Below are 13,158 nucleotides of genomic sequence, written 5' to 3'. Positions count from 1 at the left end.
TTTCTGGTATGATAAAGTTACTTTGTCATACGAGTGGAGGGATTTTTTTGAGCAATCAAAAGTTGATTGAGCTTTTCTTAAATTATTTGATTTCAGAGCGTGATTATTCCGTCCTCACTAAGAAAGCCTATCAAGAAGATATTGAGCAATTCAATGTTTTCTTGCAACAGACAGGAGATTCGGACTTTAGTAAAGTGACGATCCAAGATGTCAGGATTTACTTAGGCGAATTAAACGAAAATAAATTAAGCCGAAATAGTGTTTCACGAAAAATATCCAGTTTACGTGCTTTTTATCAATTTTTACTGCGAAATAACCTAGCGGAAGATAATCCTTTTTCCTATGTGCATTTAAAAAAGAAGAATTTACGGTTGCCTCGTTTTTTTTACGAAAAAGAGATGGACGTTTTATTCCAAGTAGTCAAAGGAGAAAACCCATTAGATTATAGAAACGAAGCGATTTTAGAAGTGTTGTACGGCACTGGAATTCGAGTCAGTGAATGTGCAGGGATTGAGATGAAAGACATTGATTTTGAATTGAATGTCTTATTGATTCGTGGAAAAGGAAACAAAGAACGATATGTTCCATTTGGTCATTACGCTGCAGTTGCTATTCAACAATACATCAAAAAAGCGCGTGACCCATTAATGAAAAAATATCAAAAAGGACATTCTGTTTTATTTGTGAACCACCACGGAGATGGGATCACTTCAACAGGGATCGAATACGTGCTGAACCAAGTCATCAAAAAAAGCAGTCTTACTTCAGATATACACCCACACATGCTTCGTCACACATTTGCAACTCACTTATTGAACAACGGTGCAGACATGCGTACGGTTCAAGAATTGTTAGGACATTCGAGTTTATCATCTACTCAAATTTATGCTCATGTGACCAAAGAAAAACTACAAAAAAATTATCGTCAATTTCATCCAAGAGCGTAAGAACCTCTTGGTTAAAGTAAATGGAGGAATTTAACATGACAGAGTTTCATTCTACAACTATATTTGCGATCCAACATAACGGAAAAAGTGCTATGGCTGGTGACGGTCAAGTCACAATGGGCGAGCAAGTCATCATGAAAGGAACAGCTCGCAAAGTAAGACGCTTATACAACGATGAAGTGGTTACGGGTTTCGCCGGCAGTGTAGCAGACGCGTTCACTTTGGAAGAGAAATTTGAAAGCAAGTTAAATGAATATAAAGGAAACCTGACGCGTGCAGCTGTTGAGCTGGCACAAGAATGGCGCACAGACAGAACATTGCAAAAATTAGAAGCGTTATTGATTGTGATGAATAAAGATGAAATGCTGCTGGTTTCAGGAAATGGCGAAGTGATTCAACCTGATGATGGCATACTGGCTATCGGATCAGGCGGAAATTTCGCTTTGGCCGCAGGAAGAGCTTTGAAGAAACATGGAGCAGATCTTTCTGCTGTTGAGATTGCACGAGAAGCTCTTGAAACAGCTGCAGACATTTGCGTGTTTACCAACCATAACATCATCGTTGAAGAGCTGTAAAAACCAAAACAGTTGGATAATATGAAACAAGGACGTGAAGATCAATGAATCAATTAGATAATATTACACCTAGACAAGTCGTGACTGAGTTGGACAAATACATTGTCGGTCAGCACAATGCGAAAAAATCAGTAGCTGTTGCTTTGCGCAACCGTTACCGTCGTTTACATTTGAATGAAGACATGCAGCAAGAAATCACTCCAAAAAACATTTTAATGATCGGAGCTACTGGTGTCGGTAAAACGGAAATCGCCAGACGTTTAGCTTCTATTGTAAAAGCTCCTTTTGTCAAAGTCGAAGCGACTAAATTTACAGAGGTTGGATACATCGGCCGTGATGTTGAATCTATGGTCCGCGATTTAGTAGAATCGTCTATCCAAATCGTCAAAAAACAACAATACTCGAATGTATATGTGCAAGCAGAGAAAAGAGCTATTGAACGCATTTCTAAAATCTTGGTACCAGGAATCAAAAAAGAACAACGCCAAGATAACATGAACAACAATCCCTTTGGAGCTATGTTCCAAAATATGGGCATCAATCCGAATGATCTAAATCCTGAAGAAGAATCTGAAGAAGTCACACCTGAGATCTCTACTAATCGGACGAAGATCCAACAGCAAATTCGCGACGGTTTATTAGATACCCGTGAAGTGACCATCAAAGTAGACGAACAAAAGAAACCGATGAATTCACCAATGAATGCTGGTTTGGAACAAATGGGGATCGATTTATCTGATACTTTTGGTGCTTTGTCTCCTAAGAAAAAAGTAGAGAGAAAAGTAACGGTTAAAGAAGCAATCGATATTTTCATCCAAGAAGAATCTGAAAAATTGGTTAACGCTGAAGACATCAATGCAGAAGCAGTCAAATTGGCAGAAAACTCAGGGATCATTTTTATTGATGAAATCGACAAAATCACCTCTAAAGGGAAAAATGATGGACAAGTTTCAAGAGAAGGTGTTCAAAGAGATATCTTGCCGATCGTTGAAGGGTCATCTGTCAATACGAAGTACGGTACTGTGAATACAGATCACGTTCTGTTTATTGCTTCAGGAGCTTTCCACGTTGCCAGACCAAGCGATTTGATTCCCGAACTGCAAGGACGCTTCCCGATTCGTGTAGAGTTGGACGATTTAACCAAAGAAGATTTCGTCAAAATTTTAACGGAACCAAACAATGCTTTGATCAAACAATACCGTGAATTGCTGAAAACAGAAAATATTACAGTAACATTCACTTTCGAATCGATTGAAAGAATGGCAGACATCGCTTACCAAGTAAATGCAGAGACAGACAATATCGGAGCCCGCAGATTGCATACGATTTTGGAAAAAGTATTGGAAGACTTATTATTTGAGGCTCCAGATATGCAAATGGGAGAAATCACGATCACAGAAAAATATATCGATGACAAACTCCAACATATCGTGGCGGACAAAGATTTGAGCCGTTATATCCTGTAACTTGGTGGTGAATGAAAGATGGAAGAATTATTAGAAAAAATGCGTAAAATGAATCGCATCCTTCAAACCGTTGGAGGAATCGTGGATTCAGAAAGTGCAGATGATCAGCTGCCTTTTACAAATTTGACCAAAAATTTGGGCAATATATTAGAAGCGAATACCTATTTGATTGATGAAAAAGGTAAATTGTTGGGCTTTTTTGAAAAACATGCCATCAACAATGATCGCGTAAAACAAATGTTGATCGAAAAACAATTTCCGGCGAATTACGCAAATAGTATGTTGGAGATTACACGCACAACGTCGAATATAGGGATTGAGAGCGACTATACTGTGTTCCCGATTGAGTCGCGGGAAATAGTGACTTCGGGATTAACGACGATCATTCCGATTTTTGTTGGCGGCGAACGATTAGGCACATTGATCTTGGCTCGAGAAACACCTGAATTCGGAAACAGCGATTTGATTCTTGGGGAGCATGCGGCAATCATCGTAGGCATCGAAGTCTTGAATATCAAAAAGCAAGGAATCGAAAAAGAGGCTCGTGACGATGCTACAGTCCAATTAGCTTTAAATACCCTGTCTTATAGCGAATACAAGGTTATAAAGGCTATATTTGAGCAATTAGACGGATTAGAAGGGCGAGTAACGGCTGCAAACATCGCAGACGAAGTTGGTGTTACCCGTTCTGTGATCGTTAATGCGTTAAGAAAATTAGAATCTGGCGGGATCATTGAATCTCGGTCTTTAGGTATGAAAGGGACATACATTCGAATCAAAAACGAAAAACTGCTCCAAATGTTGGAGAAAGAAATCGTCTGATTCGATTCTTGAACTTTTATCCCATAGAAAAAGCCTCTGTAGTGGAGGCTATTTTCTTATATTAAAATTGTTCTATCGAAAACCAATTATCTTATGAGGTGAAAAACTATGTCCATCATCCTAAAAAGCAATCAATTAACAGTAGTCGTTTCAACAAAAGGAGCTGAGCTTCAAAGTATCCAAAAAACGGATACGGGTGCGGAATACCTTTGGCAAGGAGATCCAACTTATTGGAATCGAAAAGCTCCCGTATTGTTTCCTATTGTAGGTCGATTGAAAGACAATCAATACACGTATAAAGGTCAATCGTATACGATGAATCAACATGGGTTTGCCAGAGATGCCGTTTTTACTGTCCTTGAAGAAACTGAAAACCGCGTTACATTGCAATTTAAAGCTAATGAAGAAACAAAAAAAGCGTATCCGTTTGATTTCTCCCTTTGTATTACCTATACAGTAATGGAGGACAAAGTGTCTGTAGAATATGCCGTCCAAAACACCAATGAATCAGAAGTACTTTATTTCTCTATCGGAGGACATCCAGGATTTAATGTTCCATTAACAGAAGATACCGCATTTGAAGACTATTACCTTAGTTTCTTACCTAGAAAATCGCGCAAACAAATTCCTTTGAGCGGACCATTTGCCGATCCTGCACAAACAACTCTAGCTCAAACCAATACAACGCTTAGATTAAGCAGAGAGTTGTTTGAGAACGATGCTTTGGTGTTTGAAGTGAAAGAGAAAAATACATTTAGTATTCTCTCCGACAAAACAGAGCGTTCTGTCTCTGTGATGTTTGAAAACTATCCATATGTCGGAATCTGGTCTGTACCTGGAAAAGAAGCCCCGTTTGTGTGTATCGAACCTTGGCATGGAATCGCCGATACAGTGGATGCCTCAGGTGATTTAGAAGATAAATTAGGGAGTCGTTCATTGCCTGGTAAAGAAACCTTTACTACGAGTTATACGATCCAATTGACTTGATAAAACGATTCAGTATACATAAAGACGGAACACCTTGTTGGCTAAAGGTGCTCCGTCTTTTATTGATTTTTTAGAACGTCTTTCCTACATTCGACAGGCAGAAGGTTTCTAAAGAAAAAAATAACCGTCCAATTTATTTAGGACGGTTATTTCTTCATTTTGGTACCTATTCTATTGCGTATGTTGCATCAAGGTTACTGTTCCTTTTTGTAACGAAAGCCAAAAGGAATTTTACTTTCTGTACCATTTTTGATCCGAACAATGTTTTCTCGGTGACGATAAGTAATAAAAATCGTCAATACAAAAGCGATGGCCGTTAAGATCCAATCATTGATAAACAATGAAGAAATCGTAATCAGTACTAGAGCTGTCATACTGCTTAAGCTGACCATGCGTGTAAAGTATAACAGAATACCAAATACTAAGATACAATAGATAAAAAACGGCGGATTGTAAGCTAGAACTACTCCTGCACTCGTAGCAACAGCTTTCCCACCTTTAAATTGCGCAAATAACGGATAAGTATGTCCTAAGACTGCCGCAAGCCCAACGACCATCGGGCTTAAATTTGAATCAAAAAAGTAAGGCAAGCTGGCACCCAAAGTCCCTTTGAGCAAATCAGCCGCTAAAACAGCTATTCCGGCTTTTACACCTAATACACGAAATGTGTTTGTGGTTCCCATGTTTCCGCTACCATGTTGTCGAATGTCAATATTGTATATTTTTTCCCCGATCCATACACCTGAGGGAATCGATCCTAGAAGGTACGATAGCACAAACATTAGTATTGTTGTCATCGATCCATTTCTCTCCTTACCAACTTGATTTGTCGCGTACGACCATTTTACCACTTATTTTTTTAAAATACTATCATAGAAATAACGGCTTCATGGAAGAAAGAGGGAAAGAGCATGAAGAATAACCTATTGAAAAAAGGACTTATTGAATAGAAGCTGCCATTTTGGTGAAATTTTTGGTATAATAATACGAACACTTATTCGGTTTCGAACAGATATTGACTACTATTCATAAAATAGGTATGATTTGAATGTTCTTTTTTGCTCAGATCTAAGGAGCAAAAAGCTGCATGATCCGCTATTGGATACAGGAATCAAAGAAATGCAACAGTGAATCATTTTGTGCAAAAGTTTGTCTTGACCGTAGAAAATACAGCTGTTTTAAAGCATCGATTGTTATTTTTTACGTTGTAATCGCAATAAGTGTGTTAAAATGATTTGGTCTATGAGTGGATGAAGGTCAACATTAGTCGTATGAACATACGATAAGAAATTGCATGGTATAGGGAGTTTTGAAAGATATGGCAAAAAATAATTATGAATACAATGATTCTTCCATCCAAGTATTAGAAGGTTTGGAAGCTGTCCGTAAGCGACCAGGGATGTATATTGGTTCGACGGATACAAGAGGATTGCATCATCTGGTTTATGAAATAGTAGACAACTCTGTAGATGAAGTGCTTTCCGGGTACGGAGATAAGATCGTCGTGACATTGCATAAAGACGAAAGCATCTCTGTTCGAGATAATGGACGCGGAATGCCAATTGGAATGCATTCATCTGGAATCCCCACTATCCAAGTCATTTTTACTGTTTTGCATGCCGGTGGGAAGTTCGGACAAGGCGGATACAAAACTTCAGGTGGTCTTCACGGTGTAGGGGCCAGTGTAGTAAACGCTCTTTCAGAGAAATTGTCAGTTACCGTTTACCGCGATGGCATCCAGTACACTCAAGAATTTGTTGAAGGCGGGAAACCAAAAGGAAAGCTGACTAAAAAGAAAAACACGACTGAAAAGAATGGTACAATGGTTCACTTCAAACCCGACCCGACAATTTTTTCAACCACAACATTTTCTTATGATGTGTTATCGGAACGGTTAAGAGAATCGGCCTTCTTATTGAAAGATGTCCGGATCGAATTGATCGATGAACGAAGCGACAAAGAAGAAATTTTCCACTATAAAGAAGGAATTAAAGAGTTTGTTGATTATCTAAATGAAGACAAAGACATCTTGACTCCAGTAGCCTACTTTGCTGGTGAAAGTAATGGGATCGAAGTGGAATTTTCTTTCCAATACAATGACGGCTATTCTGAAAACATTTTGTCTTTTGTTAACAATGTACGGACAAAAGACGGCGGTACTCATGAAGCGGGAATGAAAACATCCTTAACGAAAACCTTCAACGAATATGCCCGAAAAGTAGGCTTATTGAAAGAGAAAGACAAGAATTTAGAAGGTACTGACGTCCGTGAAGGATTGGCCTCGGTTATCTCTATTCGAGTACCAGAAGACTTGCTGCAGTTTGAAGGACAAACAAAGAGCAAATTGGGTACTCCTCAAGCTCGTTCGGCGATTGACGCGGTTATCAGCGACCAAATGAATTACTATTTAACAGAGAACGGCGAATTGAGCCAGCAATTGGTTCGTAAAGCTATTCGAGCAAGAGAAGCTCGTGATGCAGCGCGTAAAGCCCGTGACGAGTCCAGAACGGGGAAAAAACGCAAGAAGAACGATGCCCTTTTATCTGGTAAATTAACACCTGCTCAAGGGAAAAATGCTAAAAAGAATGAATTGTACTTGGTAGAGGGAGATTCAGCCGGCGGTTCAGCAAAACAAGGTCGAGACCGTAAATTCCAAGCGATTTTGCCTTTACGAGGGAAAGTCGTCAACACGGAAAAAGCCAACATCCAAGACATCTTGAAAAATGAAGAGATCAACACCATGATCTATACGATTGGTGCAGGTGTCGGACCAGAATTCACTATTGAAGACTGCAACTACGACAAAGTCATCATCATGACAGATGCGGATACCGATGGAGCTCATATTCAAGTACTGCTGCTGACGTTTTTCTACCGTTACATGAAGCCATTGATCGAAGCAGGGAAAGTCTACTTGGCATTGCCGCCTTTATATAAACTGTCTAAAGGTTTCGGCAAAAACGAAAAGATCGCTTATGCCTGGACAGATGATGAATTGGTGGATGTTACGAAAAAATTCGGTAAAAATTATGTCTTGCAACGTTATAAAGGTTTAGGAGAGATGAATGCCGATCAATTGTGGGACACGACCATGAATCCTGAAACGAGAACCTTGATTCGAGTCCGCATCGACGATGTGGCCCAAGCTGAAAAACGTGTGTCTGTCTTGATGGGGAATAAAGTTGAGCCAAGACGGAAATGGATCGAATCACATGTAGAGTTTTCACTTGAAGAAGGCGGAAGCATTTTAGAAAACTCTCAAATTATGAACGATAATGAATTAGAAGATGAAGGAAGTGCCATAGATGGAGAATAGAAACGATATTCAAGAACTTACTTTAGAAGAAGTTATGGGAGATCGATTTGGACGGTACTCCAAATACATTATTCAAGAGCGTGCGCTGCCTGATATACGTGATGGATTAAAACCTGTACAAAGACGAATCCTCTTTTCTATGAATGTGGAAGGAAACACCTCAGAAAAAGGGTTTAGAAAATCTGCTAAGACTGTCGGAAACGTTATTGGTAACTACCATCCTCATGGGGACTCTAGTGTATACGAAGCGATGGTTCGTTTGAGCCAAGACTGGAAACAACGTCAAGTTTTAATCGAAATGCACGGGAATAACGGGAGCATGGACGGCGATCCTCCTGCAGCGATGCGGTATACGGAAGCTCGTTTGTCTTCTTTTTCAGATGAATTGCTTAGAGACATCGATAAAGAAACCGTTGATTTTATTTTAAACTTTGATGATACGGCAGAAGAACCTACTGTTTTGCCAGCGCGTTACCCTAACTTGCTGGTCAATGGAGCTACTGGAATCTCTGCCGGGTATGCGACTGACATCCCTCCTCACAATTTGAGTGAAGTTATTGATGCAGCGGTATACTATATCGATCATCCTACAGCAACGACAAAAGAATTGATGCAATACCTTAAAGCACCTGATTTTCCGACAGGCGGAATTATCCAAGGGATCGATGGAATAAGAAAAGCCTACGAGACAGGCAGAGGGAAAATCATCGTTCGCTCAAAAACGGAGATTGAAGAACTGCGCGGCGGAAAACAGCAGATTGCTGTCTCTGAGATTCCTTATGAAGTCAATAAAGCCAATTTAGTGCGTAAAATAGACGAGATTCGTTTGAACAAAAAAATCGACGGTATCTCAGAAGTACGTGATGAAACAGATAGAGAAGGCTTGAGAATTGTTATAGAACTGAAAAAAGAAGCGAATGCTGAAGGTATTTTAACGTACTTGCTGAAAAATACCGAATTGCAAGTCAACTACAACTTCAATATGGTCGCTATCGATAATAAACGTCCGATGCAAGTAGGTATCGCTCGAATGTTGGAAGCGTATCTAGAGCACAAAGAAGAGATCGTCACTAGACGTACTCGTCATTTGCTGCGTAAAGCGGAACACAGACAACACATTGTAGTAGGGTTGATCAAAGCTGTTTCGATTATGGATCAATTAATCGCTACTATTCGTAAGAGTAAAGATAAAAAGAATGCCAAAGAAAACATTATGAATGCATTCGGTTTTACAGAGATCCAAGCAGAATCGATCGTCTCTTTGCAACTGTATCGCTTATCGAATACAGACGTTACGGCGTTGGAAAAAGAAGCTGACGAATTGAAGAAAGCCATTGAAAGTTACCAAAAAATATTGAGTACTCCAAAAGAAATGAAACGTGTCATCAAAGCTGAGTTGAAAGAAATCAAAAAGAAATACGCCACTCCTCGTTTGACACAATTGGAAGAAAAAATCGAAGAGTTGAAGATCAATAAAGAAGTGTTGATCTCTGAAGAAGAAGTAGTTGTCGTTGTCACGAATGAAGGCTATATCAAACGTTCAAGTCTTCGGTCTTATACGGCATCTCCTGCTGAACAAATCGGAATGAAGGAAGGCGACTATCCGATTTTTGTAGATAAACTGACGACGTTGGATCATTTATTGATCTTTACCACTAGAGGGAATGTCATTTATCGTCCAATCCATGAATTGGTGGATGTGAAATGGAAAGACATGGGAGACCACATTTCTCAATACATCAGTTTAGAACCGGAAGAGAGAGTTCTAAAAGCGTTTGGATTCAAAGAATTTTCTGCAGGACCTACTTTTACGTTAGTATCAAAAGAAGGGTTCATCAAACAAACCGAGGTTGAAGCCTTTAAACCTTGGAGAAGTTACAAGTCGAAAACGACGTCTGCCATGAAGTTGAAAACACCAACGGATCGGTTAGTAAATGTTGAAATGAGTGAAAATACCTTGATGCAAGATGTTTTCCTTGTGACTCATCGTGGATTTGGCTTACGTTACGCGTTAAGTGAAGTGCCTGTAGTAGGTGCTAAAGCAAGTGGTGTCCGTTCAATCAATTTAAAAGAAGAAGACTATGTAGTAAATGGACTCTTGATCGACAATGAAGCTCCTAAAGTAGAAGCGCTGGTCGTGTCTCAAAGAGGGGCCGTCAAGAAAATGGACTTAAGAGAGTTTGCTCCTTTAGCTCGAGCTCAACGTGGATTGATTGTCTTTAGAGAATTGAAGAAAAATCCTCATCGTGTTTCTTTAGTGGCAAAAGTCACTCATGAAGAAAATGAGTCATACTCGATCATCACAACGAAAGACAAAGTAATTGATGTGATACCGAAGAATTATGCTTCCAGCGATCGATACAGCAATGGTTCCTTTGTTTTAGACCAAACCGCTGATGGAGAACCAAAAGCGATCAAAGAGTCTAATATCGTTCATATCAAGGAAGAACCCACCTTATAGACCAAAAGAACTAAACCGTACCTGGTTTAGTTCTTTTTTGCTTTCTTTCAATTGTAATAACTAAAACTCACTTCATGTGATAATCGTATCTATTTAAAAATAAACAGATAATGATGGTGTTCACAAAATGAAAAAGTTGTTATAACAATAAAAAATGCAAAATCATCACGTGTCGGATACAACAACTTGTTCAAAAAATTCAACAGATAATAGTTTCTATTTTTTTAATATGTGATATAATGAGCTTGTAGAAATACTTATTGCGTTAAATCATTTTATTAATGGAGGTTACTATATGGAACAATGGAAGAGATTCAAAGGAAAAGTATGGAAGGAAGAAGTAAATGTAAGGGATTTTATTCAACAAAACTATACTCCTTATGATGGAACAGATGAATTTTTGGCAGGACCAACACAAGAGACATTAACATTATGGAATCAAGTGTCTGATTTAAACCGTCAGGAACAACAAGCTGGCGGTGTCTTAGATATGGACACAAAGGTCGTTTCTACGATTACTTCACATGATGCTGGGTATTTAGACAAAGACTTAGAAAAAATCGTTGGATTCCAGACAGAAAAGCCATTCAAACGCAGCTTGCAGCCTTTTGGCGGAATTCGCATGAGCGAACTGTCAGCAGAGTCTTATGGGTATAAGATAGATCCTGAAGTGTCTCATATCTTCCGTGATTACCGCAAAACACATAACCAAGGGGTATTTGATGCCTATACAGAAGAAATGCGTGCAGCTCGACGAAGCGGAGTTATTACTGGCCTGCCGGATGCATATGGTCGCGGACGTATCATTGGGGACTATAGACGTGTAGCTTTATATGGTGTGGATTACTTGATCGAGAAAAAGAAGGAAGACTTGGATAACACCGGCTTTGGCACAATGAGTGAAAATATTATTCGTGACAGAGAAGAATTGAGTGAACAGATTCGTGCATTAGCTGAATTGAAAGAATTAGGCCACATTTACGGGTTTGATATCTCTCAACCAGCCAGAACTGCAAAAGAAGCTTTCCAATGGTTGTACCTTGGTTATTTAGCCGCTGTCAAAGAACAAAACGGGGCAGCTATGTCATTAGGACGTACTTCTACATTTTTAGACATCTATATTGAACGTGACTTAAAAGAAGGTGTATTGACGGAAGAAGAAGCTCAAGAAATCGTTGACCATTTTGTGATGAAATTGCGTTTGGTCAAATTCTCCCGTACACCTGAATACAATGATTTGTTTTCAGGAGATCCAACATGGGTTACAGAAGCTATTGCCGGCGTAGGGATTGATGGACGTCACATGGTCACAAAAAACAGTTACCGTTTCTTACACACTTTATCCAACTTAGGACCAGCTCCTGAACCAAACTTGACGATTCTATGGTCTAAACAATTACCAGAGAACTTCAAACGCTATTGCGCGAAAGTATCGATTGCTTCCAGTGCTGTCCAATACGAAAATGACGATATCATGCGTGTAGAATGGGGAGACGATTACGGCATCGCTTGTTGTGTGTCTGCTATGAGAATCGGAAAACAAATGCAATTCTTCGGAGCTCGCGCCAACTTGGCTAAAACATTGTTGTATGCGATCAACGGTGGTATCGATGAAAAATCTAAAACACAAGTTGGACCTAAATACCAACCAATCACATCAGAATACTTGGATTATGATGAAGTCATGGAAAAATATCAAGCGATGATGGAATGGATTGCCGGGTTGTACTTGAACACATTGAATGTCATTCATTATATGCATGACAAATACTCTTATGAACGTATCGAAATGGCTTTGCATGACAGCGAAATCTTAAGAACAATGGCCACAGGAATTGCCGGATTCTCCGTAGCGATTGATTCACTTTCAGCGATCAAATACGCTAAAGTTAAAACGATCCGTGATGAAAATGGATTAGTCGTCGATTACAGTATCGAAGGAGATTACCCTAAATTCGGAAACAACGACGATCGCGCAGATGACATCGGTATTTGGTTATTGAAAACATTCATGAATGAAGTGAAGAAACATCCTGCATACCGAGGAGCAACTCATACAACTTCAATCTTAACAATCACTTCAAATGTTGTTTATGGTAAGAAAACAGGGAATACACCAGATGGACGTCGTTCAGGAGAACCGTTTGCCCCAGGTGCCAACCCAATGCACGGAAGAGATACACATGGAGCTTTAGCGAGTTTGACGTCTGTGGCTAAGATGCCGTACAAATATTCTTTAGACGGCATTTCAAATACGTTCTCCATCATTCCAAAAGCGTTAGGAAAAGAAGATGTGATCCAACAAGAAAACCTTGCCAGCATGTTAGATGGGTATGTGACAAAAGGCGGACATCACCTAAACGTAAACGTCTTTAACCGAGAAACATTGATGGATGCGATGGAACATCCTGAAAATTACCCTCAATTGACGATTCGTGTATCAGGATACGCCGTAAACTTTATCAAATTGACTCGTGAGCAACAATTAGACGTTATCAATCGAACAATGCACGAAAATATGTAAGGGCAGTAAAAAGAGAGAAGAGCTGGGAAAATGGTTTCCTGGTTCTTCTTTAATAAAGGA

9 protein-coding genes are annotated in these 13,158 nt (G+C 39.4%); 8 read left to right on the top strand and 1 reads right to left on the bottom strand.

Annotated features, from left to right (window positions below; genetic code table 11):
* Window positions 1-47: 47 nt before the first annotated feature.
* The 5 genes from xerC (at window position 48) to BM137_RS05010 (ending at window position 4,797) form a co-directional block, all read left to right on the top strand.
* Window positions 48-947 carry a tyrosine recombinase XerC gene (xerC, locus tag BM137_RS05030; RefSeq protein WP_244887653.1) on the top strand — a complete coding sequence of 300 codons (900 nt, stop codon included), beginning with the start codon at window positions 48-50 and terminating at the stop codon, window positions 945-947.
* A 35-nt stretch (window positions 948-982) separates the two neighbouring features.
* Window positions 983-1,522, top strand: a complete 540-nt coding sequence (gene hslV / locus BM137_RS05025) for an ATP-dependent protease subunit HslV (RefSeq protein WP_092480070.1) — start codon at window positions 983-985, stop codon at window positions 1,520-1,522.
* 44 nt (window positions 1,523-1,566) lie between these two features.
* Window positions 1,567-2,988 (top strand): ATP-dependent protease ATPase subunit HslU, encoded by a 1,422-nt coding sequence (gene hslU, locus BM137_RS05020; RefSeq protein ID WP_092480069.1) that lies wholly within the window; start codon window positions 1,567-1,569, stop codon window positions 2,986-2,988.
* Window positions 2,989-3,006: 18 nt separating this feature from the next.
* Window positions 3,007-3,810 (top strand): GTP-sensing pleiotropic transcriptional regulator CodY, encoded by an 804-nt coding sequence (gene codY, locus BM137_RS05015; RefSeq protein ID WP_092480068.1) that lies wholly within the window; start codon window positions 3,007-3,009, stop codon window positions 3,808-3,810.
* A 108-nt stretch (window positions 3,811-3,918) separates the two neighbouring features.
* Window positions 3,919-4,797 (top strand): aldose 1-epimerase family protein, encoded by an 879-nt coding sequence (locus tag BM137_RS05010; protein ID WP_092480067.1) that lies wholly within the window; start codon window positions 3,919-3,921, stop codon window positions 4,795-4,797.
* Window positions 4,798-4,991: 194 nt separating this feature from the next.
* Here BM137_RS05010 and plsY read toward each other — a convergent pair whose 3' ends face one another.
* Window positions 4,992-5,594: a glycerol-3-phosphate 1-O-acyltransferase PlsY gene (gene plsY / locus BM137_RS05005; protein ID WP_223155976.1), complete on the bottom strand. Its 603-nt coding sequence runs from the start codon at window positions 5,592-5,594 to the stop codon at window positions 4,992-4,994.
* 521 nt (window positions 5,595-6,115) lie between these two features.
* On the opposite strand from plsY, the gene parE reads away from it, so the two are divergent.
* The 3 genes from parE (at window position 6,116) to pflB (ending at window position 13,098) form a co-directional block, all read left to right on the top strand.
* Entirely contained in the window at window positions 6,116-8,113 is a 1,998-nt protein-coding gene (gene parE / locus BM137_RS05000) for a DNA topoisomerase IV subunit B (RefSeq protein ID WP_092480066.1), read from the top strand.
* Window positions 8,103-10,574 carry a DNA topoisomerase IV subunit A gene (gene parC / locus BM137_RS04995; RefSeq protein ID WP_092480065.1) on the top strand — a complete coding sequence of 824 codons (2,472 nt, stop codon included), beginning with the start codon at window positions 8,103-8,105 and terminating at the stop codon, window positions 10,572-10,574. Before parE ends, parC begins: the two co-directional genes overlap by 11 nt.
* A gap of 295 nt (window positions 10,575-10,869) precedes the next feature.
* On the top strand, window positions 10,870-13,098 hold the full coding sequence (pflB, locus tag BM137_RS04990) for a formate C-acetyltransferase (RefSeq protein ID WP_092480064.1): 2,229 nt from the start codon (window positions 10,870-10,872) through the stop codon (window positions 13,096-13,098).
* Window positions 13,099-13,158 lie beyond the last annotated feature (60 nt).

Origin of the sequence: Desemzia incerta (assembly GCF_900115825.1) — a bacterium.
Lineage (GTDB): Bacteria > Bacillota > Bacilli > Lactobacillales > Carnobacteriaceae > Desemzia > Desemzia incerta.
The sequence above is the reverse complement of the archived record's forward strand: the minus strand, read 5'-3'. Positions and strand labels throughout refer to the sequence as shown.

Coding starts and splice junctions, on each gene's coding strand:
- hslV (WP_092480070.1), top strand. CDS start 983: ATGACAGAGTTTCATTCTACAACTATATTTGCGATCCAACATAACGGA.
- pflB (WP_092480064.1), top strand. CDS start 10,870: ATGGAACAATGGAAGAGATTCAAAGGAAAAGTATGGAAGGAAGAAGTA.
- hslU (WP_092480069.1), top strand. CDS start 1,567: ATGAATCAATTAGATAATATTACACCTAGACAAGTCGTGACTGAGTTG.
- parE (WP_092480066.1), top strand. CDS start 6,116: ATGGCAAAAAATAATTATGAATACAATGATTCTTCCATCCAAGTATTA.
- BM137_RS05010 (WP_092480067.1), top strand. CDS start 3,919: ATGTCCATCATCCTAAAAAGCAATCAATTAACAGTAGTCGTTTCAACA.
- codY (WP_092480068.1), top strand. CDS start 3,007: ATGGAAGAATTATTAGAAAAAATGCGTAAAATGAATCGCATCCTTCAA.
- plsY (WP_223155976.1), bottom strand. CDS start 5,594: ATGACAACAATACTAATGTTTGTGCTATCGTACCTTCTAGGATCGATT.
- parC (WP_092480065.1), top strand. CDS start 8,103: ATGGAGAATAGAAACGATATTCAAGAACTTACTTTAGAAGAAGTTATG.